This window comes from Mesorhizobium sp. LNHC209A00 (assembly GCF_000502915.1).
Lineage (GTDB): Bacteria > Pseudomonadota > Alphaproteobacteria > Rhizobiales > Rhizobiaceae > Mesorhizobium.
Genome location: NZ_AYWT01000004.1, coordinates 548,445 through 571,691, shown reverse-complemented (window position 1 = coordinate 571,691; position 23,247 = coordinate 548,445). Strand labels below are relative to the sequence as shown.

The window sequence follows — 23,247 nt, the reverse complement described above, 5'->3', positions numbered from 1 at the left end:
AGAATTCGAGATACGCCCGGTGTCGCCTGCCGCCCAACGAACGCCCTAACTGGCGCCTGTGACGTTTGTTCCGCCGCCGCCCGTCTTGGGCAGCCGAGCGGCAAAGCTGGCCCGGTTTTGACAGATCTTGAGAACCGCGGCAGAGCGCTGCGCTCGGAGGCTCAGCTATTTGGAACCGTCGCCGGCTCGCGCACGAATTTCATTTTCGGCGGCACGGCAAACTCCGTGAACCGATCAGCCAGGCTGTCAAGAGCTTGACGCATGCCCACGCCAGCCGCCGGCGCCCCATGTCCACTGATGATCATCTGGGGCTTCAGCGCGGCCAAGCGCTTCACCGATCTTTCCGCCGCATCCCAGTCCGGCGTGAAATAGCGTGGCGGACCGTGCATCTCGAGATCCTGAACGGCGACCTCATAGACCGACTCCTGCCCTGTGGTGATGAAGGCGTCCCCTACGATCAGCGAGCGGTCCTCCTCGCGCCAGAGCGAGATATGCCCCGGGGCGTGTCCTGGTGTGTGCAGCCATTGCCATCCGGGCATTCCGGGGATCGATCCGTCGCTCGGCAAGGGTTCCAGGCGGTTGCCAAGATCGATCGGCCCGCGTGGAAAGAGCGGCGAAAGCAGCGCCATCAGTCCACCTCCAACCCAGGGGTCCGGCGGCGGATAGGATGTGGTCCCGTCCAAATAGGGGCGCTCGAGCGGGTGTGCGAAGACAGGCACGTCCCACGTATTCGCGAGGTCCAGAACCGTTCCCACATGGTCGAAATGGCCGTGCGTCAAGATGATCGCAGCCGGCCGCGCGTCAGTCCCGAAGCGCTTTTCCGCCACAGCAAGGATGCTGCTCCGGGACGTCGGCAAACCGGTATCGATCAGCACCCATTTCCGGTCTCCGCTGCCCGGTGCGCCGAACAACACGACATTGACGATTGCAAACCGCAAATAGCCAAGATCCGGTGCGATGCTCCAAGCACCGTCGCCACGATCCTCGCGCCTGGCATGGTCGATATCTGAAAGTCGAATTTGAACGGTCATATGATCCCGTGCCTCTGTTGTTTGCCGAGCAGCCGGTCGAGTTAAGCCACGCCGGTGCTACATTGCCCCGAACTTGGCTCAAGCCTCCTTGTTCCTGACGTCGCCAATCGCCACCCAGCTCCCAGGCGGTCGACCACCGGAACAAAGGCTCGGCCCGTCGGTTCGGNGACGTGTGCTCTTCCGATCTAATTCGCGGTCCGAACAGGGCGGCCGAGTTTGAAACTGCCCAAAGGAGACTCCGAATGGACGAAGTGGGACTCACGGACGGGCACGAAGTGGGTGAGCCGGCTCCGGGAGCTTCGCGCTTCGCCAGTTTTTTCATGGCGGGCTTTGAGTGCTCCTCGCACCGGCGCAAGGACGGCGTCCGCCTCGACCTTATTCGTGCGACCTCGCACAATTTGCATGCCCTCGGCGACTACCGGGCCTGCGCCGACCTCGGCCTGCGCACCATTCGCGATGGGCTACGCTGGCACCTGATCGAAACCGCTCCCGGAACCTATGACTGGTCAAGTTGGATGCCTATGGTCGAGGCAGCCCGATCGGCAGGTGTCCAGGTCATCTGGGATATCTTCCACTATGGATCCCCGGACCATGTCGATCAGGGGTCCATCCATTTCATCGATGCCTATGCCTCGTTCGCGGCGGAAGCCGTGAGGGTGCACCGCTCGATTACCGGCACATCGCCTCTGTTATGTCCGATCAACGAAATCTCCTTCTTCGCCTGGGCCGTCGAGGTCGGCTATTTCCCGCGCGTAGGGCTGAACAAGCGGGGATGGTTCAAGCGGCATCTCGTCAAGGCTGCCATCGCCGGTGTTCGTGCAATGCGCGAGGTCGATCCGGCATGCAGATTTGTCTGGGCCGAGCCGCTCATCCACATCGCGCCTCGCGACCGGACCCGCGGCGAACGGCGCCGCGCCGAAAACGCCCGACTGGGACAGTTCGAGGCCTACGACATGTTGCTGGGCCGCGTCGAACCCGAGTTGGGCGGCAGCGAGGATGTTGTCGATGCCGTGGGCCTGAACTTCTATCCGCACAATCAATGGTACATAAATGGGCCGACCATTCCGATGGGACACCACGAGTACCGTGCTCTGTCGGAAATGCTGATCGAGGTCGCTCATCGATATGGCAAGCCGATGTTCATCGCCGAAACCGGCTCGGAGGGATCGGGCGGGGCTGCTTGGCTCCACTATGTCTGCGACGAGGTGCGTGCGGCGATGAGCCTCGACGCGCCGATCGAGGGTATTTGCCTGTATCCGATAACCGCTTACCCTGGGTGGGATAATTCCCGACATGCGGAGGTGGGGTTGTTTTCGGTCATCCAGGCGGATGGTACGCGACGCCTCCGCCAGCCCGTCGCGGACGAACTGGTTCGGCAGCAAGGTCTGTTCGCACCGAACCGGACGCGCTGAAGGAGCGGCCGGCAACAAGGTGGGCGGGTTGTGGATGCCGTCCCGCGCCGTTGGATCAGCTTTTTGCGGTCTCCCCCGCCTCGCGCAACCTGGCGTACCGCAGGGTCACGTCGCTCAGATTTTCCTTCAGCCAATCGGCCATGGCTTCCTCTTCGCTCAGATTCTGCCTGAGGGCCGTTTCGGCATGCTGGAAGCCGCCGGCATCGGCGAGCACCAGGAGCGAATTGTAGGCAGCGATCTCGTAGTTCTCGAAGGCGAAATTCGCCAAGCTGTTCTTGATGATCTCGTCGCCTGCCATCGAGTGTCCCATGGCCGCCATGCTGCCAACAATCGATAGGGCCGTGTCCTTGAGCGTGGAGTGCTCTTCATCGAGGCCCTCCAGGACCGCCTCGATCCGGGTGATCTGGCCCTCGGTCTCCTGAATGTGCCGGCGCAAGCGATCAACCACCTCAGGATAATTCTCGATACGCTCGACCTGTGGTTTCATGATCGACAGCGCTTGGTTCTCCATGGCATGGGCGTTGCGCAAGCCAACAATAAAGATCGAACGGCTCTCCGTGGTGAAGTTTGTATCCATCACAATTCTCCTTCTGATTTGCCGGCGCCAATTCAGCTCCCATGTGCGGGAGAACTCACCGCCAGTCCGCCTAGGGGCGTCCTTCCGGTGCCCGCCCATTCCGGCAGACTTTTCTGGATGCGAGCGAAAGTAGCCAGGGCCTGTCCGACCACCTGGTCCATGTTGTAGTAGCGGTATGTTGCCAGGCGGCCGACAAACCACACGTCGGGACAGGTTGCGGAGAGCGCTTCATAGCGCTTGTAGAGCGCTTCGTTTTCGGCTCGCGGCACCGGGTAGTACGGGTCCCCGATATCCGTCGGATATTCGTAAGTCAGGCTGGTCCGCGCGTTCTGCTGGCCGGTCAAATGTTTGTACTCCGTGATGCGGGTGTAATCTTGCGTCTGCGGATAATTGACGACCGCAACCGGCTGAAACTGCTCGCGGTCCAGGGTGACGTGCTCGAAACGCAGCGAGCGATAGGGAAGATGCCCAAGCTGCCACCCGAAATATTCGTCGATTGGACCGGTATAGATCATCCGCCTGAACGGGATCTTCTCACGGATTTCGCGGAAATCGGTCTGCAGCATGATCTTGATGTTCGGATGGTCGAGCATGCGTTCAAACATCCTGGTGTATCCGCCGGCCGGCATTTTCTGGAAGCTATCGCTGAAATAGCGGTCGTCACGGTTGGTCCTGGTCGGCACTCGTGCCGTCACCGATTTGCTCAGCTGACTGGGATCGACGCCCCATTGCTTCCGAGTGTAGCCACGGAAGAATTTTTCGTAGAGCTCGCGGCCCACCGTGCTGACAACGACATCCTCGGCCGTGCGAACGTCCTCTACCGTCTCGCGTCGCGACGCAAAGAATTCCTCCAACTGGGCCGAGGTCAGGTCCAGCCCATAAAGGCTGTTGATCGTGTCGAGATTAATCGGGATGGGAACGAGTTTCCCGTCCACCGCCGCCAACACCCTGTGCTCGTATGACCGCCACTCGGTGAACCGCGACAGGTAGTCCACGATCGCCTGGCTGTTGGTGTGGAAGATATGCGGACCGTAGCGGTGGATCAGGATGCCGGCTTCATTATAGCAATCATACGCATTGCCCCCCACGTGGCCGCGACGATCGACCAGCAGGACGCTTTCGTGACGCTGCGAGGCTATCCTTTCGGCAAGCACGCTGCCGGCAAAACCCGCCCCGACGACCAGCCAGTCGAACATGGCTAAGCGCTCCTGCGAAGAGGGACGATTTTCTTGCGTTCATGGGCGCGCTCGATGTGAGCTGCCATGGCATTCCATGTTCGCTCCCAGGAGGTATCCGCAAGGTAGGCGTCGACTTGTCGCCGGAGCATCTGGCGCGGTCGCGAAAGAGCCGAGCGGAGCTTGGTTTCCAGATCGTCGCTGTCGGCGATTTCCACCAGTCCGGCAGCGCCGTAGCTGCGCACCACGTCGACTATCGCCGTCGAGACCACCGGCAGCCCGGCCGCGAGGAACTCCGGCGTCTTGGTCGGGCTGATGAAGCGGGTCGCTTCATTGAGGGCGAACGGCATCCAGCCGGCATCCCAGTGGCGCAGGTAGTCGGGCAGATCGCGGTAGGCTTTCCCGCCCAGCCAGTGAAGATTCTCGGCTTGCGGCAGGCTTGTAGGATCGATCTTGACCACCGGGCCAAGCATGACGAAATGCACGTCCGGCATGGTCTCCGCCGCCTGGGCTACGAGGTCGACGTCCAGCCGCTCGTCGATGACGCCGAAATAGCCGACCCTCGGGTGAGGAATGCCGGCCTGATCGGCTGGGTCCTTTCCCGGCTTCCTGGCTTTGTGAAAGTGGTTCACATCGATGCTGCTCGGAAAGGGATAGATCGCGTGATGCAGGTGGCGCTTGGTCTCGAACAGGCTCAGGCCGCCGGTGAAAACAAGATCGGCGCGGTTCAGAAGCGCCTTCTCCATCTGCCTCAGTTCGGGCGGCGCATTCTTGAACGCCGAGAGTTCGTCCATGCAATCATAGACGCATATGTCCGGCTGGAGGTACTCCGTGAAACGAAGAGCCATTGGCGTGTAATACCATGCGATCAGCCGGCTGTGCGGCATAGAAGCGATTGTCTGCTGAACAAATCTCCGCTGCGCGGCGTCTGCTTTCGCGGCCGACGTGCCGACCGGGAGCACTGGTGTCGCAATCAGAATGTTTGGCGAGGCCTCGCTCGTCCGCAATAGCGGCTGCGCCAGTTCTTCGAAAACAGGTTCTTCAAAGTAGACAACCCTCTGCTGCATGGATGCGAGAGTGAGGATATGCTGCGGGCGTTGATGAACGAAATTCCACCTTAAATGGGAGAAGCAAACCAGTAGATTTTGCCTGTCAGCTTGTTTACTGACCATTACCCTGCCCAAGGCTGCTTCCATTGAGATATTCCTTTTATAGACGGTCATTTGTGTTGCGACTAACATTTGTTAATCGTGGATGAGGGACAACTAGACTTCGGTTTCAGCTCCTAACTTTCGGGTAGGTGAGTTGTTCCAAAGTGAAACGAGAGCTCGGTCGCCGCTTCGGATTGGACGAATGCAAAGCGCCGGCCGCGCGGAGGCAGACTGGCTGTCTCAAATGGCGGGTCATCGAACTGCCCCCGACGAGGTTTGCTGGTGGAGAACCGCCTTTGCCGTATTTGCGTTGCACTTGCTGGCTATAAAATATCCCGGACATCAACTTGATTCGCCCGCGGCATTGGGCGCGTCCGGGGCAAGGGCAAATTCCGGGGCTAAGATGAAGATCGATTTCGACACCAACGTGTTTCCGCTGTTCCATCCGCAAAGCGTGGATGACCTCAAGGACCCATGCCCCGTCTTCGATGGCAGGCTGTGGCATGTCTTCGGTTCTAGCGGGACGGTGACGACCGAGACGTGGAGAATCCTGCACGCGACGGCGCCCGACCTCTATGGGCCTTGGATCGAGCACGAGGCGATCGAGCTTCCCATCAACGGGACGGGGGTCGCGGCTCCGGGCGTCATCCACGAAAGTGGCGTCTTCCACATGTTCATCCAGACCGAGTTCATGAAATCCGGTGGCCGCTGCGAGCATGCGGTTTCCAACGACGGCTTCCATTGGGTGGTTCTCAGCCCGGCCATTCTCGCCATCCCCGATACGGAGGAGGATGGCATTTACGATCCGCACCCGGCGGTCATTGGGGGCAAGCGCTATCTCGTTTACTCTGCCATGCCGAAATTCAACAGAGTGCCGCAGCCCGACATCTATCTCGCTCGCAGCCAGTCCGATTCGTGGTTCGGTCCGTGGAAGCGGATCGGCAAGATCCTCGATCACGCTGATGTCCCTCATCACAATACGAGAGAGGATCCCGACTATGAATGGGGCATAGAAGGTGCCCAACTGGTCGAGTTGCCGGATGGCCGAGTGCTCCTGAACGCCACTTGTTTTCTTCCAAATGGCCTTCGTGGGAATCGTCAGCGCGTGTTTTTCGCCATCGCTGACGAGGTTGCCGGACCTTACGTGTCGATAGGGCCGGTGCTCGAGCCAGGCCAGCCGGGCGAGAACGGTCATTCAACGGTGATGATCGAAGGCAGCCAGCTTTCACTGTTTTACCAAAGCCGGGTTGCCGCGACCGACCACCGGTGGCGCTACGGCTTGGCCCGATGTGACGTGGCACTGTTTTCCAAGGTTGCATGATCCCTGCCCTGCCGGCCGGCCGGCACGACCGTGTTCGACCGGCCGTCGTCGTCGTGCAATTGAGTTTCCGCTGACCCTAGACGATCCGCTGCCAGTTCTTCCCAAATTAAACGCCTGCTCGGGCGGAACAATGCTTCCGGGCTGAGGTTCGGCTGACTTCAAACGGAGAGTCAGCCATGTATTACACCGACAAGAAATTGCAGTTCCCGGTTCAAGTCGAGACGCCGAACCCAATCTTTGCTCGCGCCTTACAGCAGGCCATAGGCGGAGTGGAAGGCGAAATTCGTGTCGCCTTGCAGTATTTCTTTCAAGCCTGGGGGTGCCGTGGACCGGCCAAGTACCGCGACCTGCTGTTGAACACAGCCACCGAGGAGCTCGCCCATATCGAGATGCTGGCGACCGCGGTCGCGCTCAATCTCGAAGGGGCACCGCTTTCACTGCAGGAGGACGTGTCATCCGATGCGGTCGGCGGCTCTGTCCTCAACGGGATGAATTTCCGCCATATCTTGTCGACTGGGCTCGCCGCCCTGCCGGAAAACTCCAACGGTGTTCCCTTCAATGCTTCGCATGTTTATGCCAGCGGCAATCTTGCCGCCGATATGGTCGCCAACGTCACCGCGGAAGGAAGCGGGCGCGTGCTTGCGACCCGCCTCTACAACATGACCAACGATGCCGGAATGAAGGACATGCTGTCATTCCTCATCGCGCGCGACACCATGCATCAGCAGCAGTGGCTGGCGGCGATCGAGGACATGGGCGGCCTGACCGCGTCTCTGCCGGTGCCCAATTCCTTCCCGCGGGAGAAAGAGCATCAAGACGTATCCTATGCGTTCATCAACTGTTTCGTCGAAGGTGTCGCACCGGCGCAGGGACGCTGGAGCGAAGGCCCGTCGATGGACGGCAAGGGCGAGTTCTCCCTGTTGCCCGGTGCACCGATGGGCGAGGAGCCAATGCTCTCGCCGCCACGGCCAAGCTCTGGTGCGCAGAGTGAGCAGATGTTCGACAGGAAGGCAGCCGAATAGTCATCGTCACAGGCAGAAGGCGGCGGCCAAATGCGGCCGCATCCGCTTGTGCCGTTCGTGCCTGTCAGGACGCGTCGGGCCGAAGGAGCCTGGCGCAGACATCGCGAATGAGCTGCGGCAGGACGTCGAACGCATAGCCGACATGCAATCGCTCCAGCGGCGTGTGATAATCGCGTCCCCACGGACCGATGTTGATCGTCGGCATGTTGGCCAGGGCTCGCGTGAGAGGCCAGCGCACGCTGTCTTTCCAGGCTGGCGTGTTGCGGGCGACGATGTCGAGGGAGGATTCGGCCGCTTCGCCAAAGAAGCTCATGTCCGAAATCCCGGCGAAATAGTCCGCGCACGTGACCACGCTGCCATGGCGAGCCCCTGCCTCGTCGGCCACCTCGACGGCAGCGGCTCGCAGCCTGGCGGCTGCCGGCTGCGCGGAAAGGTTCGTCGGCAGATAGGGTATCGATCCGAAGCCCGTCACGATGGCTGGCCCGGCCAAGCGGCTGAGTTCCCAAGCCTGCTCGGTTATCAATCGGCACTTCTCGGGCAGGGGCTGTTCGCCGGCGGCGATCGAAGCAGAAACAGCTTCGAGCCGCAGCCGCTCCGGTTCTTCGAGACGCGCCAGCAGAGTCTCATACCGATGGACGGGGATAGATTGCACCACCTCAAGCAGACCTGTTTCGTGCTGAGCAGAGACGCGGCGCCGGAGCTCCTGCAAAAGAAGCGAGGCCGCTTCGGCGCATAGGCTGTCGAACCGGTCGAGCACCTCACTGGGCGCTCGGCGATAACTCAGCACATTGAAGGTGGCATGGGCGGTCCGCGGTGTCGTGACATCATATCCGGTCTTTCCGTCCCGAATCCCGAGCAGGCTGGGCGGGGTGCCGGGTCCGGTGCCGCACATGTCGGTGAGCTCGGGCGCCCATTCGATCCGCGTGGCGATTGCCGCGGCGATAGCGCCGGCATTGAGGCCATTCAAGGGAAAGCCGCTATGTGTGGGAACACCAACCACGCAGGCGGCTGGAAGCAGCTTGCCGACGGTTCCCAGAGCGATGACGCGACCCTTGCTGCCGTCGCCATCATCCGCGATCGCATCGAGATTGATCACCGCGAGCAAATCGAGGTCGCGCTCTTTACAGAGTCCAGGCAGCATCTGTGCCGCCTTGCGGGCGCCGGCGGAATTGTTCTCCTCGTCCGGCACGGCGATAAAAAGCAGATTTCCAGCCGGCTTTGCGCTTTCGGCAAATTCGGCGCATACGGCCAGCCCCGCTGCAAGGCCCGCTTTCATGTCGAGAAGGCCGCGTCCGGCAAGGAATTCGCCGCCCGCGAAATCATGGTGCGCCAGGATGGCGGCTGGAGCATTCGCGGCGACGAGGGAACCGTGCAACGCCTTTGTCAGCGCGTCGGGCCGAGTGGCCAGAGGCTCCAACTGTCCGTAATCGCTTGTCCCGACGGTGTCGTAGTGACCGGTCAAGAGCACGGTCGGGCGACCAGTGCCGCGCAGGAGCATCGCCACGCAGTGACGGCCGTCCTGAGGTCCGACCTCGATCGTCCAGACCTCCGCGTTCTGAAATGCCGTCTCCTTTCGGAGTTGCGCCGCCAACCAAGGGCCGAAGGCAGCCTCGCCGTCCGTGCCGGTGACGCTCTTCTGCTCGGTCAAACCGACTGCCCAGCGCCGCGCACGACTGGATAGTGTCTCGATAGGATTGCGGGTCATTGCCGTCCTGCCATTCGGGTGGGAACGGTGGACCCTATCCTGGTCCAGCGATTTCTCTCAAGCGCACTTCGGCGGTGGCTCAGTGGAATCGACTTGGAAGCAACTCTCGGCCGAGGCAGCTCGTCTCGATGACGGACTGGCGGCGCTCCCGACCGGTTCTTCCCGCATTGCTCTTGGATCGCAAAAAGCTCTTCGCCGACGGAACATCGCAGGTTCTATGAAGTTGGGCTGCCAAGGAGGAACGTGCCCATGAACGGTGTCATCTATCTTATCGGCCTCGTCGTTGTCGTGCTCGCGATCCTCTCCTTCCTCGGTTTTCACTAGGTGACCCATGCAACGCAATGACGGCCAGGGCCGTAAACCCACTGATTTCGACAAGGCGACAAGCGACGTTTCCGACAGGCTCGGCCGGGAAAAACAGCGCGCGAGCGAGTTGCTTCACGATGCTCGCGACGGACTGGCCCGCAAGGCTGGCGACTACGCGACGGAAGCCACGCAGGTTATTTCGGACAAGGCGGAGGAGACGCAGCGCGACATCGGATCGAGCTTGACGGCGTTGGGCGGCGCGCTGCGCGCTGCCAGCGAGCATCTGGCCAACAATGATGAAAGGACCGCGTCGAAATTTGCCCTGGACGCCGCCGGCGGGCTGGAGCGGCTTTCCTCCTCGTTGAAAGAAAAGCCGTTTGGCCAGGTGCTTGAGGATGTGCAGTCCTTCGGCCGGCAAAACCCCGGTGTCCTGCTTGCCGGGTCCGTATTGGCCGGATTGGCGCTGGGTCGATTCATCAAGGCTTCCCCACCGAGAAGCCCCGAAGCATCTCGAAGTGCCTCGGGTGGTGTTAACTCGCAGACCGGCGAAGCTGCCGGCTGGTCAGCCGACGGTGTGCAAGGATTCGGCGGCGGCGTTGACGATCTGGCCACGCCGTATGGGGAGCAAGACAGATGAACACTCAAGACAATCCCAGCCTCGCGACCCTGGTGACCGACTTGGCCCAAAACGTCACCACGCTGGTGCAAACCGAAGCCAGGCTTCTGCGGGCGGAGCTCTCTGAAAAGTTTACCAAGACGGGAGCTGGCGCCGCCGAGGTGCTGGGCGGGGCCATCTGCCTGCTCGCGGCTCTGCTCGTGCTGCTTCAGGCCCTGGTCATCGCATTGACGCGGGCAGGGCTGGGGGCCGGGTGGTCCTCCCTGTTGGTCGGCGTTGTGGTGGCAATTCTTGGCGTCATTCTGCTGCGCACCGGGATGGCAAGCATGGCGCCTTCCGAACTTACTCCCGACCGAACCCAAGAACAGCTCAGGCGCGACGCGACTGTGATCAAGGAACAAGTGAGATGACCGAGAAATCCGCAGCCGAACTCGAACGCGAGGCGGAGGCCGCGCGCGCCAGGGTGGTGGAGACCGCCGAATCCATTCGAGGCAAGATGTCCCCGGGACAATTGCTGGATGAATTCACCGGCATCTTCTCCGGAGGAGAGAGTTCGGCAATGCTCAACAATCTGAGAACGCAGGTCAGGGACAATCCCTTGCCCGTGACCATGGTGGGCGCAGGTCTGGCTTGGCTGATGCTGGGCAGCGGTCCGTCGAACGGCAATCGTCGCCGGGCCGGCTATACGGCGCCTACTCCGCCCAGCGGGCGTGACGAGGCGGAGGGCGGCGGCTTGGGCAGCACGCTCTCCGGAACCGCTGAATCGCTCTCGTCAGCTGCAAGTAGCGTGGGCGCGGCCATAACGGGCGCAGCGAGCGGCGCCGCCGAAGGATTGACGAGCAACGCCGCCAGCGCAGGATCGACGGCTGGCGACATGGCTGCAAAAGCCAGTCGCTCGGCACAGGAGCTGTTGAACGATCAGCCCCTCGCGGTCGCGGCGGTCGGTCTCGCCATCGGCGCCGCGATAGGCGCCATGTTGCCCCATACCGCAGTGGAGGATGAGCAACTGGGGGCCTATGGCGAGAAGCTTCGCAACACCTCGGAGACCATGCTCGAGCAAGGCCTCGACCAGGCCAAGCAGGTTGCCGCGGACGCCTATGAGACGATCAAGCAGGAAGCTGGACGGCAGGACACACAAGCAGGCACGGTGGCCGACCAGATTGGTGAAATCGTCAAGTCCGCGGCCGACACGACGGAGCAGTCCGTACGGGAACGGGTCTCTCTCCCATCGGAACAAAAATCCTAGCCGAGGATGCTGGAGCCGCCGTCATCCTCATGCGACTGGCGGCGGCGCAGGCAACTCGCGAAAGGGTTGTCGCTCTAGTCTTCAGAGCTCTTTTCGCAGGAAGATGCGCGCGGTGCCCGGAATGCCAAATTCAACCCTGCCAAATTCCTCGTATCCGTGGCGAACATAGAAGCCAGGTGCCTGGAAGCTGCTGGTCTCGACCACGGCGCGCGCGCAGCCACGCTTTCTTGCCTCTGTTTCCACGGCTGACAGAAGCCGGCTGCCATACGACTTTCCTCGAACATCCTCAGTCAGGAAAAACATGTCCAGGAACAACAGTCCAAGCTCAGTCCTGCCCCACAGACCCCCAACGACCTTTCCCGAGGCGTCGCGCACTATGGCGCCGATCGGCATTCGATCCGCGACGCCGGACTTGGCCACATTGTAGCGATAGAGAGCAGCGCCCGCTTCTGCCTTGGCATCCCCGCCTGTTTCAACCAACTCGATCAGGAGATCCGGCTTCCGTGCTGCGCCGCTCGCTGAACATGCCCAGTCTGAAACCTGCTTCGATCTTGTCATCGTTGGATCTGCGAAGGAGACTTTCGCTTCACTTGCCGGCCCCGCCGCCCACGGCCATTCGAATGCCAAGGCCGACAATGAAGCAGCCCGCTATCCGTTGTTGCCAAAGTCTCACGCGGGGTCGACGCATGACCCATTCGCCGAGCACACCAGAAGCAACCGCATAGGTTCCCAGGACCAAGACGCCAGTCAATTTCTGGGTCGCGCCGAGCATCAGCATCTGGAACCAGACAGAGCCACGGTTCGGATCGACGAACTGGGGCAGGAACGCGATCATGAAGGTCATGGGCCACGGATTGATGAGGTTGGCTATCATACCTTCCCGCATCGCTGCGAGCGGACCGACGCGCTTGACGCAATCGACATCCAGATCGCTTTTCGTGCCCGAGAGCAAACTTATGCCCAACCAGACCAGATAGGCTGCCCCAGCCCAACGAAGCGCGTCGAATGCCAATGGCGATGCACGCAGGAGCGAGGAGACACCCAAGGCGATCAGCGGCAGTTGCACCGTGCCTGCGCCCAATGTCATTCCCACGACCGTGAACAACGCCACGCCACGGCCTTGCCCGATGCCACGTGCCATGACCAGCATGCTGTCGGGGCCGGGTGGCATCTGCAACAGGATCACGGTGCCGAGAAAGGCGAACCACAGATTGGGATCGATCTTACACCTCCCTGCCCAAGCCTATTTGGCGCGTTCAATGCCGGCCCCCTGTCCCGGCAAGCGGCGACATTTTGCCTTGGCGCGATCACTCCTGGGGCCGTCTAGCCGGCCTTGTCGAACCGCATGGAGCCCCCCTCGGTCACAAAATGTTCTCAATATACCTGCTCGCTGAGAACTCCGTCGCAACGCGATATTTCCGGCCCGGAGCTTCCGATATTCTCCTCGGCGTCACAATTTTCCAAAGGGAGATTTGTTCCCGGGGAACGAAGGCTGCGTGTCATCCGGCAGCACGTGGCCCGACCATTGTGCTGCCCGTCCCATCTTCGCCAGATCAAAACCAGTGGGCCGTCAAGCAAGGAAGTCCAGGATGGCCTTCGCCAACAGGTCCGGTGCTTCTTCGGCGACATGGTGACCGCTGTCGATGCCTTGGCCTTGCAGGTGCCGGGCCCACGGGCGCCAGATCGCCAGCACATCACCATAGAGCCGTTCAAGATCGTCGCGCAGCGACCACAGGACAAGCGTTGGACATTCGACCCGTAGCCCTTGGGCGCGATCCTCCGCATCGTGCCGCCGATCGATCGTTAGGGCGGCCCGGTAGTCCTCGAGCATCCCATGCACGACGTGCGGACTGTTGATCGCCGTCTGGTAGTCCTCGAAGTTTTCTTTGCCCATCGCTTCGGCCGATCCGCCATACCACGCCTGCGGATCGACATTGATGGCGCGCTCGGGCTTGTCTGGCTGGGCAAAGAAGAACCAATGCCACCACTCTGTCGCAAAGCGGCTGTCGCAACGCTCCAGATGCTCGAGGACCGGGATGCCATCGATTTCGACAAGGTGCGATATACTGGCAGGATGATCCATCGCCATCCTGAATGCGGTAAGGGCGCCACGGTCATGCCCGGCGACGGCGAAACGATCAAAACCAAGCCTGTGCATCAGAGCGACGCAAATGCCGGCCTTTGCCCGCTTTGAAGATCCCGCGCTTTCCCAGCCATCGGCCGGGACGGATGATTGCCCAAAACCCGGCAGGTCCGGGCAAATGACGGTGTGACGTCTTGCCAGTATCGGCGCGACGCGATGCCATGTGGTGTGGGTTCGCGGGTGCCCATGCAGGAGCAACACTGGCGGGCCAGCCCCACCATGGCGCACGCGCAACATCGCATCCGCAAGCTTGACGATCTCCAGGGCAAAGCCGTCAAACATCATTTTTGCCGAGGGTCGGTCAGCGACTGTCCAGCGGCGACGAAAGTGCCCTCCTTCCGAGCAACCGCCGCGGCCAGAAGCGTACGCGCCGCGTTTCGGACTTCCTCCTGCAGGTCCTTGTCATCGTCGAGGTCGTCGTGGCTGGTCGCGTACGGCTTCCAATAACCGGTGTAACGGTCGAGTTCGGCCTTCGGCCCCGCCGGGACCATTTCGATCGATTTCAGCCAATCCGATAAAGAGCGCCGGACGTTTTCGGCTCCCTCGGTATCGCCATGCACGATTACCGAAAAGAGCCGGCCGGCAAGGTGCCGGGGATAGTCCCATCCCTCGAGTTCCAGCGCCTTCGCCTCCCGCGCCTCCTTGCCGTGCGTGGAACTAGGATCGGGATTGCCGCCATCGGCGCATACCAGACGGTCCATCATCAGCTTCAGCGGCGAGGTGGCCTGATACCAGTGGACAGGCGTTATGATCATCACCGCATGGGCAGCAACCCACATCGGATAGATCTCGTTCATCCAGTCCTGCGTCTGGCCGAGCGAATGATTTGGATAGCAGGAACAGGGCCAGTGACAAAGCGCGGCAGCAGTGGAGAAGCAGGCCTTGCAGGGGTAGATTTTGCGGCCGTATTCGGCGGCCAGCCGGGACAAATCCAGGATCTCGATTTCCGCGCCGCCGGTGTTGAAAATCTTCCGGGCGATTTCGACCAAACGATAGGATTTGGACATCTCGCCGGGGCAGGTGTGCTCGCTGCGCGGCGATCCGTTCACGATCAGGACGCGGCGTCGTTTGCCCCGCTCATTCATGCGCTTTGCGCGCTCGATTGCTTGTCTGGCCTCGAGCCAATCGACCGCCAGATCGTAATCGGGATCGGCAAAGCCACGTCCCGCCTTTCGGGTCCGCGGGCTCTTTCTGGAATCCCTGTAGGCCTGCCAGGCCACCTCCGTTATTCGCTCGATGTCGGCGGCCAGGGGCTCGAACGCCGGATCGTTGAACTGTTCGCCATAGCGACGCTTGAAAGCCTCTTCGTCGAGGCGGGGGCTGGGCATGCCCTTGCGCGGTTCTGGCGCGCCGCTCTTCAGCCAATCGAACATGGGGTCTCACCTCTGCGTGGAAAGCCATCCAAGCTCAAACGCAGCAAACAGGCGCGGCGTTCCGAACGCGCGATAGCCATGATCTGCAAGGATTTTTTGGCGAACAAACGAGGCGCGCTGAAATCACCCGAACCGGCGTGTTGCGAATTGATTCGCCAAGTTCGGTACGAAGGCGTACACAAAGAGGTCGTCAGCAGCACGATACGGGCGTTGACGCTTGGGAGCGACCATCGCACTCCTGCCCCAGCGTGAGGCTAGGATGTCATGGCGAAAGACCCCGAGCGCCCCGGTCTAGCGGCCGAAGCCGTGCGTACACTTGCCCGAGAATCGGGCGCTACGGAACAGCAGATACGAGACATAGTGTTGCTGGTGGGGTTCGACCGCTCCTCGATCCTCAGGGAAGCTCGTCTTCTCGCCAAGGATGGATAGCCGACAAAACCTACGGTTTGTCCACAGCAGCTACTGTCGGTTTCATACCGACGCGGCCGCCTGCCTAGTGCTGGCCGGGTGGGACGGTTTATGTTTTGCCACCGTCCGCTCGTTCGAGGGGCGCGGCCGGCCGAGAGATCCCAGCGCTCTTGCCCAAGTGGAGAGCGTCTCGTGGATCACAAGATTCTGCAGGCCAAGAGCGAGTTGTTGCGCCGAATGAGCGCGGCCGATTTCGAGCGGCTGCGGCCTCATCTCGAAAGTGTTTTTCTGGAATTGCGCTCGCCGTTGGAGATCGAAGGCAAAAAGATCGAAGCTGTCTATTTCCTGGAGAGTGGCATCGCATCGGTCGTCGCCAAGACTTCGGGAACGGCGGAATCAGAGGTGGGAATAATCGGCTTCGAAGGCATGACCGGTTCGGCGCTGATCATGGGCGACGACCTGGCAAGCTTCGATTGTTACATCCAGTCGACGAGCGAAGCGATACGGATGAGCGCCTCGCCGTTTGTCGAAGCCTTGGAAGAGAGCCCGACCTTGCGGCCGTTCCTGTTGCGCTACGTCCAGTATCTCCACGTCCAGACGAGCTACACGGCATCGATCAACGCACGACACAGCCTGGAGGTCCGGCTGGCGAGATGGCTTCTGATGTGCAGTGACCGGACCGTCGGCGACAGGATTATGATAACCCACGAATTCCTTTCCGTCATGCTGGGCGTCAGGCGCCCCGGAGTTACCGTGGGGCTTCAGACAATAGAAAGCCATGGCTACATCCGTGCCCGCCGCGGCGAAATTACCATCCGGGATCGGAAAGGTCTCGTGGCGCTGGCACGAGAATCTTACGGCCCTCCCGAACTGCAATACCGTCGGCTGGTCGGGGACCTCGGTTCAAAGAACCCTTCGAGGCAGGACCGTCCGCCCACCTGACCGCCATCATGTCGGCATTGCATGGCGGGTATTGCATGCATTGCGGGAGTGGCCGACGCGACAATGCCAGTGACGGCACATTGCCTAAGCCCGCATCGGCCACTGCGGCATGATTTGGGGATGCCGCCTGGTCAATCTAGTCCTCTGCCAATGACTGACAATAAAGGGCCAAGGTTTGGTAAGAAACGTACGAATTTAATCTCGCGCTGACGATGCCGGCGCGCTTCGCGCCATTCACCGCCGACGGCGATCGCCCTTGGTCAGGGCAATCACAAGTCCTTGAACGCAAACTGTTCCCGGAACATCTCAACTCCAGGTTTGTTTGAAGCCCAGATGCCATCCGGAGCAGGGCGAGAAGGTCCATGGTCAATTCGCGATCGATACCGGTGGTCGTCGGCCGCCCGATCCATCGGACACCGATGGCGGTCGCCAATGCTTGTTTCATCGGTGCGCTGCTGACTGACCTCACCTATTGGCGAACCGCGGAGATGATGTGGGCCGATTTTTCCGCATGGCTGCTGTTCGCCGGCCTCGTGATGGGCGCTCTTGCGGTGCTTGCGGCGCTTTTCGATCTCTTCACCCGTCGAATTCTCCGTACGCACGGAGCCTATCTGCTCGGCAGCCTGGTGGTGCTTGTGCTGTCGTTCTTCAACGCGCTGGTGCACAGCCGCGACGCGTGGACGTCGGTCGTGCCGGCAGGACTCATCCTCTCCGCGGCGGCCGTGATCGTCTTGGTTCTCGTGCGGTTGCTGGGATGGAGCACCGGCCGCACTCGCGTGGAGGTGGTCGAATGAACGCCCTGCGGGTTTCGAACACTCACGTCCGGCGTGCCCTTGGGTTCGGTCTGTTGTGCGGATCGCTTTTGGCATTGCCAGCCTGCAGCAACGACGACCCAGACCCGAGCGGCCAGGTCGGCCCAAGTCCGACACTGCCTGAACCAACGCAATATCTTGTCCCGCCCATGCATGTCGCTTCGGTCGTCGGCTGGAAACAGGACGAGAAACCAACGGTCGCGAAGGGTTTGCAGATCCAGGCATTCGCCAAGGGATTGAAGCATCCACGCTCGCTCTACACCTTGCCGAATGGTGACGTTCTCGTGGTCGAGTCCGTGGCGCCGCCCGGCGCCGCGATCAAGCGTCCGAAGGACCTGATCATGGGCTGGATCGAGTCCATGGCGACGTCGGGCGGCGGTACGGAGGGAAGCAACCGTATCACGCTGTTGCGTGATACGAATGGCGACGGCGTGCCCGACGTGCAGGATGTATTCCTCGATCATCTCAATTCGCCCTTCGGCGTGGCCCTGGTCGGCAACGATCTCTACGTCGCCAACACGGATGCGATCGTGCGTTATCCCTACACATCCGGCGATACCAAGATCACCGCGCCAGGCACCCTGCTGACGCCTCTGCCCGGCGGCCCGATCGATCATCATTGGACCAAGTCTCTCGTCGCCAGTCCGGACGGATCGCTGCTTTATGTCGGTGTCGGCTCCAACAGCAACATCACCGAGAACGGCATCCAGGCGGAAAAGGATCGCGCCGCGATCTGGGAGGTCGACAGGGCGACAGGCCGTTCGCGCATTTTCGCAAGCGGGCTGCGCAATCCCAACGGTTTGAGTTGGGAGCCGCTGAGCGGAGCGCTGTGGGCCGTCATCAACGAGCGCGACGAACTCGGCCCCAATCTGGTTCCCGACTACATGACTTCGGTCAAGGACGGCGCGTTTTATGGCTGGCCCTACAGCTACTATGGCCAGCATGTCGATCCGCGGGTGATGCCGCAGCGGCCGGACCTGGTCGCCAAGGCGATCGCTCCGGACTATGCACTGAGCTCCCATGTCGCGCCCCTGGGCCTGGCATTTTACACCGGCACGAATCTGCCCGAATCCTATCGCAATGGCGCCTTTGTCGGCGAACATGGCAGCTGGAACCGTAAGCGCTTCAACGGCTATAAGGTCGTTTTCATACCGTTCAATGGAGGTCATCCCAACGGCAAGCCTCAGGACGTCATCACCGGTTTCCTGGACAGTGACAACAAGGCACATGGGCGACCCGTGGGCGTTGCTGTCGACAAGGCGGGCGCGCTGTTGATTGCGGACGATGTCGGAAACACGGTCTGGCGCGTGACCGCATCTCGGTAGCTATCGGATTGTATACGCAGGAAGCCGGTACGTGACACCCTGGCCAGTTGATCCTCACGCTGTTACCGGCGGCGTAACCTCTACTGAAGATTCAAAAGTATGCGTTAACCGGCACGCGCGATACGGCTAGGTCGAGGGGAACAAAGGTCGCGCCGCCTTGTTCGGCAATGATGGCGCGCTATTATTTTGATCTAGTCGACAATGGAACCTCCTTCCCGGACACTGAAGGAACCGAGCTTCCGAGCTTGGAGGCAGCTGAGGATGAGCCGGCAAAGGCGTTGCTCGAAATAGTAAAGGACCAGATGCCTGACGGCAATTTCCGAGAAGTTGGCTTGCATGTCCGAGCTGGTGCTAGCAAACCCCTCGTTACGGTAAAGGTGACGTTCGAACTGGTGCGCAACGGATCTGATAGCGATGGACCCGTGGGAACCTGACTGCTTCCTCAATGAAAGTGCGCGCCTATAGCAACGGAGGGCGGCGGCACAGATTGCGATCTTCGCTCGGATATTGAAGACGCGATGCGTAATCGATGAATCGCGCAAGCTGCTGGACCGGCTTGCCGCCAAATCAGGCGCTATCCACCCGTAGGGAAGGACAAGGCCCGCTCGTAACCCCGGCCGCTTGAGTTGGTGGAGCAATCCGCCTCGTAACTGAGTTTAAGGCTGCTCATCTCGGTTCGTTGTTGATGCTCAGATAGGTAGGATCGAACTCGGCAAGCCTGGCAAGCTGGTCCCAGTCCAGAATGGTGACCATATGGTTCGTCCAGTTAACTACCTTGATCTTTTTCAAGCCGCCGATCACCCGGTTCATGTGCACGACCGACAACCCAAGCACGTCGGCCATTTCAGTCTGTGACAGCGGTAGGTGGAAGCTCATTCCGTTGGTGCGTTTCACCGCCTGCAGGCGTACGAACAGTTCGCAGATGAGATGGGCCAGATGCGAGGTCCTGGAGCGGCGGCCCATTGCCACGATCCATTCGCGATGTATGGCGCCATCGACCAGCGTATCGAGCCACAACAGCCGGGTCAGATGAGGGGCCTGTTCCGTAATAGCTTTCAGCTTGTTGTGATCCGCGTACATCACCCGGCAAGGCGACAGCGCGATGATGCCGTGATCCATGGTCTTGAGCAAAAAGGCGTGGAGATCGACGAAGTCGCCGGGCACCTGCAAGGACGTGAACTGCCGACCGCCGCCCTCGAGCACCTTGTAGCGTGCCGCCAGGCCATCCAGCAGCATGGTGCTATAGGTTGGCCGGGACCCCGCTTTGACCACATCTTGCCCCTTTTCGAACTCGCGTCCGAAAACAACCGTTTCGGCCAACAAGACCTTCTCGACGTCCGACAAAGTGTCGTGTTGGCCGAGTTGCAGATAGAGAGACTCTAACATCATAGCCTCGAGGCGATCGGGGTTGAAACGCCGATCGCCAGATGTCCTGGACGCAAGGATAGCAGCCGGACCTTAGGCCTTCGGAAGATGGCGGACCCTATCATCGGCAGCCTGCGCGTATTCTGGCGCAAGCGCCGGAGCGGGAACCACCAGTGTCGCCAGGTATTAGCACGCTAGAGGTGTCCAAGGCTGCCCCGAAAATGAAACGGTCTCATTTCTACCTCTATAACGGTGACGGCCTCGTACCCGACGACGATGACCAGCCGTTTGAATCGCGAGAACAGGCGAGGGCGGAAGCCATTCGCATTTCGCAGAAAGTCGCTCGCGATGAACTGCCGGATCGCGAGTTGGTCAAGATACCGGCAAGGTGCGCAATGAGGCGGGCGCCCAGGTGTTCGAGGCATCGCTTTTCCTGACCGCCGGGTGCAGCGCGTGACCTTGATGCGGGTCAGCGTGGGAGCCGCTGTGGAATTTGGACCACATTTTCCGATCCGGGCAGTTCAAAGGCCATGGCCAATCGACGCAAGGAAGCCATTTCCACGATCAACTCTTCGATCGAACGATCCGGCAACCCCGTCTTCACTTTCTGCCTTACCCTTGCTGTGAGTTCATGAACGCGGACAGGCGCGAAAAGCGCGCTGTCGTCCAGCAATCTGCTGATTTCGATCACCACATCGGCGTCAATGTCTTTCGGCAATTCCCGCATGGGCGTCACCTTGGAAGCGATCCGAAGGCGGCCAGGCATTGCGCACCAGAAGGCATGCCGGACGCGGATCGGTCGTCGATTCATAAAACCACCCACCCAGCGTGTCACGAAAAAACGTTGGTACGAAAATTACCAAACGAGTTGGTTTCCGTAACCCATGCATCTTAGCATCGCGCGACTACAGGGCATCGACCAGTGGCGCCTGTCGGATGCCATGACGCGATTGCCGCCAGTATTCCGGCATTCACTTGCTGAACTCGTCGTCAAGAATGCGCAATGCTTCTTCATACTTGGCCGTGGATGCTCCGATCTGCCGTGATTGCCAGATATTGTCGGTGAGATCCGCCCGTTTTACCGGCAGCGCCAATGGGTTCGATGCGGCCCGGCGTACGAATGCGAAATAGTCCTCGCCTTCTCTGCGTGTCATGGCATCGACCGCAGCGGCGATCGTCGGTCCAAAGCCCGCCTCCTCGAGCTTGGCTCGGCTCCAGCCTTCGCTTTTTTCCAGGACGTCGTGCAGATAGGCGACAACTTTCTCGTCTATCGTTTCGACGGCGTCGACTACTCGACGGCAATGGTCGATATAGGGTCCTCCTGTCTTGTCGTGCTGCGATGCATGCGCCTGCTCCGCAATCTTGGCCGCCCGATAAAAAATACTCATCGCATCCATCTCCACCCTTTCGGCCAGCGATCCGCGTTGCCTTCAGAGCTACCAGCGTTCCTCGGTTTCGCGGTGCGGCAAGTCCACGCCGCAGCAGACCCAGCCAAGCCGCTGCCCTGATCCGTAATTGTACCGAGGCTCCAGCCGCGCTGGGTCGTCGAATGTGCCGACATGCAGCGCTATTTCCCCGGGCGAAACGTCATAGGCAAGGCTGAGCGGCGATCCGCAGGCAGGACAGAACCCCCTTTGGGCGATTGGTGAAGATCGGCGATAGGAGGGAGTGGCGTCGATCCAGGTCAGGTCTGGCGTAGGAACCCACGCCAGGACCGCGAATGCACTGCCGGTCGCGCGCCGGCACATATCGCAATGGCAATAGTGCACTCTCGGTTCGCTTGTGACGTTGAAGCGAATCCGGCCGCAAAGACATCCGCCGTTCAGTTCCACCTTGGCTCCAGTCCGATGGGCCTGCGTTTTGGCAGGCTCTCCAATCCCGTGCGGGCAGCTTCGTTCATCTGGCGAAAACGTCGGCCGCCCTCGTCGGTTCCTGTGCCCCGCAGGAGCGAGTTCGCGCACGAGGCGCTTGTCTTTTCCAGCGCCGTGCCATCAAGGCCGCTTCGGTCGGCGACCTTGCGGAAAATGGGCCAGCCAGGATCCAGAGCCAGGCCGCCGATCGGCTATCGAGCCGCTTCGGTTTCGACGAAGCAATGGGCAGAAAAAGACTTCTTTTTGCGATCCGGCCCGGATGCTCTGTTGCGAACCTTAGAACACGCAAGGCTCGCTGGGAGGCGACGCCCAAACAAGAGCGGCTGCCGAAACGCAACCGGCATAGGCCGCGAGAATGAGGCCGATGCCGGCAACAGCCATAGGGGAACCACGGCAATGAAGACATTTCGAAACTGCCTGATGGGCGCGGTCGGCGCAGGCCTGCTGGGCCTGGGACTTGCAGCTCCCGCCGATGCGGGCGCCATCCGTCTCGGCATGACGACCTGGGTAGGTTACGGGCCGCTGTTTCTTGCCCGCGACCTTGGTTACTTCAAGGAGGCCGGCGTCGACGTCGACCTGAAGGTCATAGAAGAATCAGCGCTTTACATGGCTGCGGTCGCCGGCGGCGATCTCGATGGCGCCGCCTCCACCGTCGACGAGCTGATGAAGTACCGCTCGGACGATCTCTGCTTCAAATACGTTCTTGCGCTCGACGACAGCCACGGCGGTGATGGCGTCGTCACGCAGCCCGAGATCAAGTCGCTCAAGGATTTGAAGGGCCAGCAGGTGGCCTTGAACGAGGGCTCCGTTTCCGAATTCTGGTTCAACGTGCTCCTGAAAAAGGAAGGCATGACCGAGGACGACGTTACCATTACCAACATGACCGCCGACGACGCGGCGACCGCCTTCATCGCCGGCCAGGTTCCCGCCGCCGTGACGTGGGAGCCGCACCTTACCGAAGTCCGCAAGGGCGGCAAGGGAAAGGTGTTGATCGATTCCACGACCACCCCTGGCTTAATCGTGGATGTGATCGCCCTCAAATGCGATCTGATCGAAAAGCATCCCGAGGACGTAAAGGCCCTCGTCAAGGGCTATTACAAAGCGGTTGAATACATCAAGACCAATCCGGAAAAGGCCTATGAGATCATGGCCAAGGGCATTGGCGGCTATCTCGAAAAGCCCGAGGATTTCGCCGCCGGCGCCAAGGGCGTGCGCTATTACGATCGTGATCGCAACCTGGAATTCTTCGGCACGCCGGAAAAGAGCGAGGCGTCCGAGCTGGTGAATTTCGCGCAGGACATCTGGGGCAAGGCCGGCAAGCTCAAGATGACGATCGACGCGAAAACCATCCTCGACACCGATTTCATCAGGGAACAGTGAGCCTCCGGGATAGCCGGGGTCGGTCCGCCTGGCCGAACCCGGTTTCCCAAAAGGCCAGAGCTTCGC

23 protein-coding genes are annotated in these 23,247 nt (G+C 60.8%); 10 read left to right on the top strand and 13 right to left on the bottom strand.

Annotated features, from left to right (window positions below; genetic code table 11):
• Positions 1-161: 161 nt before the first annotated feature.
• Entirely contained in the window at positions 162-1,031 is an 870-nt protein-coding gene (locus X739_RS151520; RefSeq protein ID WP_023771421.1) for an MBL fold metallo-hydrolase, read from the bottom strand.
• A gap of 242 nt (positions 1,032-1,273) precedes the next feature.
• Between X739_RS151520 and X739_RS151525 the strand changes: the two genes are divergently transcribed.
• Positions 1,274-2,443: a hypothetical protein gene (locus X739_RS151525; RefSeq protein ID WP_023771420.1), complete on the top strand. Its 1,170-nt coding sequence runs from the start codon at positions 1,274-1,276 to the stop codon at positions 2,441-2,443.
• A gap of 55 nt (positions 2,444-2,498) precedes the next feature.
• On the opposite strand, the gene X739_RS151530 is transcribed toward X739_RS151525, so the two are convergent.
• The 3 genes from X739_RS151530 to X739_RS151540 are packed head-to-tail and all read right to left on the bottom strand — an operon-like array spanning position 2,499 to position 5,391.
• Positions 2,499-3,020, bottom strand: a complete 522-nt coding sequence (locus tag X739_RS151530) for a ferritin-like domain-containing protein (protein WP_023771419.1) — start codon at positions 3,018-3,020, stop codon at positions 2,499-2,501.
• A 32-nt stretch (positions 3,021-3,052) separates the two neighbouring features.
• The gene (gene glf / locus X739_RS151535; RefSeq protein WP_023771418.1) at positions 3,053-4,216 is read right to left on the bottom strand and encodes a UDP-galactopyranose mutase; all 1,164 of its coding nucleotides are present in this window, start codon (positions 4,214-4,216) and stop codon (positions 3,053-3,055) included.
• A 2-nt stretch (positions 4,217-4,218) separates the two neighbouring features.
• Positions 4,219-5,391, bottom strand: coding sequence for a glycosyltransferase (locus X739_RS151540; protein ID WP_023771417.1), 1,173 nt, complete (start codon positions 5,389-5,391; stop codon positions 4,219-4,221).
• Positions 5,392-5,749: 358 nt separating this feature from the next.
• Here X739_RS151540 and X739_RS151545 point away from each other — a divergent pair, with 358 nt between their 5' ends.
• Both X739_RS151545 and X739_RS151550 read left to right on the top strand, forming a co-directional pair.
• Positions 5,750-6,667, top strand: a complete 918-nt coding sequence (locus tag X739_RS151545; protein WP_023771416.1) for a hypothetical protein — start codon at positions 5,750-5,752, stop codon at positions 6,665-6,667.
• A 176-nt stretch (positions 6,668-6,843) separates the two neighbouring features.
• Complete coding sequence (locus X739_RS151550; RefSeq protein WP_023771415.1) at positions 6,844-7,689, top strand: manganese catalase family protein; 846 nt, start codon at positions 6,844-6,846, stop codon at positions 7,687-7,689.
• 64 nt (positions 7,690-7,753) lie between these two features.
• Here X739_RS151550 and X739_RS151555 read toward each other — a convergent pair whose 3' ends face one another.
• Positions 7,754-9,394, bottom strand: a complete 1,641-nt coding sequence (locus tag X739_RS151555; protein WP_023771414.1) for a M20/M25/M40 family metallo-hydrolase — start codon at positions 9,392-9,394, stop codon at positions 7,754-7,756.
• Positions 9,395-9,725: 331 nt separating this feature from the next.
• Here X739_RS151555 and X739_RS151560 point away from each other — a divergent pair, with 331 nt between their 5' ends.
• The 3 genes from X739_RS151560 to X739_RS151570 are packed head-to-tail and all read left to right on the top strand — an operon-like array spanning position 9,726 to position 11,562.
• A complete protein-coding gene (locus X739_RS151560) occupies positions 9,726-10,337 on the top strand; it encodes a hypothetical protein (RefSeq protein ID WP_023771412.1) in 612 nt (203 codons plus the stop codon).
• Positions 10,334-10,726 carry a phage holin family protein gene (locus X739_RS151565; protein WP_015316434.1) on the top strand — a complete coding sequence of 131 codons (393 nt, stop codon included), beginning with the start codon at positions 10,334-10,336 and terminating at the stop codon, positions 10,724-10,726. The genes X739_RS151560 and X739_RS151565 overlap by 4 nt, the downstream gene beginning before the upstream one ends.
• Entirely contained in the window at positions 10,723-11,562 is an 840-nt protein-coding gene (locus X739_RS151570; protein WP_023771411.1) for a DUF3618 domain-containing protein, read from the top strand. The genes X739_RS151565 and X739_RS151570 overlap by 4 nt, the downstream gene beginning before the upstream one ends.
• Positions 11,563-11,643: 81 nt before the next feature.
• Here X739_RS151570 and X739_RS151575 read toward each other — a convergent pair whose 3' ends face one another.
• From X739_RS151575 to X739_RS151590, 4 genes are all read right to left on the bottom strand, one after another.
• Positions 11,644-12,120: a GNAT family N-acetyltransferase gene (locus tag X739_RS151575; protein WP_084056256.1), complete on the bottom strand. Its 477-nt coding sequence runs from the start codon at positions 12,118-12,120 to the stop codon at positions 11,644-11,646.
• A 28-nt stretch (positions 12,121-12,148) separates the two neighbouring features.
• On the bottom strand, positions 12,149-12,703 hold the full coding sequence (locus tag X739_RS151580) for a LysE family translocator (protein ID WP_245273854.1): 555 nt from the start codon (positions 12,701-12,703) through the stop codon (positions 12,149-12,151).
• 429 nt (positions 12,704-13,132) lie between these two features.
• Positions 13,133-13,987, bottom strand: coding sequence for an alpha/beta hydrolase (locus X739_RS151585; RefSeq protein ID WP_023771408.1), 855 nt, complete (start codon positions 13,985-13,987; stop codon positions 13,133-13,135).
• Positions 13,987-15,078 carry a flavodoxin family protein gene (locus tag X739_RS151590; protein WP_023771407.1) on the bottom strand — a complete coding sequence of 364 codons (1,092 nt, stop codon included), beginning with the start codon at positions 15,076-15,078 and terminating at the stop codon, positions 13,987-13,989. The genes X739_RS151585 and X739_RS151590 overlap by 1 nt, the downstream gene beginning before the upstream one ends.
• A 600-nt stretch (positions 15,079-15,678) precedes the next feature.
• Between X739_RS151590 and X739_RS151595 the strand changes: the two genes are divergently transcribed.
• The 3 genes from X739_RS151595 (at position 15,679) to X739_RS151605 (ending at position 18,565) form a co-directional block, all read left to right on the top strand.
• On the top strand, positions 15,679-16,428 hold the full coding sequence (locus X739_RS151595; protein WP_023771405.1) for a Crp/Fnr family transcriptional regulator: 750 nt from the start codon (positions 15,679-15,681) through the stop codon (positions 16,426-16,428).
• Positions 16,429-16,790: 362 nt separating this feature from the next.
• A complete protein-coding gene (locus X739_RS151600; protein ID WP_023771404.1) occupies positions 16,791-17,222 on the top strand; it encodes a DUF2231 domain-containing protein in 432 nt (143 codons plus the stop codon).
• Entirely contained in the window at positions 17,219-18,565 is a 1,347-nt protein-coding gene (locus X739_RS151605; RefSeq protein ID WP_023794762.1) for a sorbosone dehydrogenase family protein, read from the top strand. Before X739_RS151600 ends, X739_RS151605 begins: the two co-directional genes overlap by 4 nt.
• 666 nt (positions 18,566-19,231) lie before the next feature.
• On the opposite strand, the gene X739_RS151615 is transcribed toward X739_RS151605, so the two are convergent.
• The 4 genes from X739_RS151615 to X739_RS1000000168005 all read right to left on the bottom strand — a co-directional run bounded on the left by X739_RS151615 (position 19,232) and on the right by X739_RS1000000168005 (position 21,699).
• On the bottom strand, positions 19,232-19,951 hold the full coding sequence (locus tag X739_RS151615; protein WP_023771400.1) for a Crp/Fnr family transcriptional regulator: 720 nt from the start codon (positions 19,949-19,951) through the stop codon (positions 19,232-19,234).
• A gap of 448 nt (positions 19,952-20,399) precedes the next feature.
• Positions 20,400-20,657 (bottom strand): hypothetical protein, encoded by a 258-nt coding sequence (locus X739_RS151620; protein ID WP_023771399.1) that lies wholly within the window; start codon positions 20,655-20,657, stop codon positions 20,400-20,402.
• A 244-nt stretch (positions 20,658-20,901) separates the two neighbouring features.
• Positions 20,902-21,318, bottom strand: a complete 417-nt coding sequence (locus X739_RS151625) for an HD domain-containing protein (protein ID WP_023771398.1) — start codon at positions 21,316-21,318, stop codon at positions 20,902-20,904.
• A 48-nt stretch (positions 21,319-21,366) separates the two neighbouring features.
• Entirely contained in the window at positions 21,367-21,699 is a 333-nt protein-coding gene (locus X739_RS1000000168005; protein ID WP_280940059.1) for a GFA family protein, read from the bottom strand.
• Between the two features lie 498 nt (positions 21,700-22,197).
• On the opposite strand from X739_RS1000000168005, the gene X739_RS151630 reads away from it, so the two are divergent.
• Positions 22,198-23,181, top strand: coding sequence for an ABC transporter substrate-binding protein (locus X739_RS151630; RefSeq protein ID WP_023782464.1), 984 nt, complete (start codon positions 22,198-22,200; stop codon positions 23,179-23,181).
• The last annotated feature ends 66 nt before the right edge of the window (positions 23,182-23,247 follow it).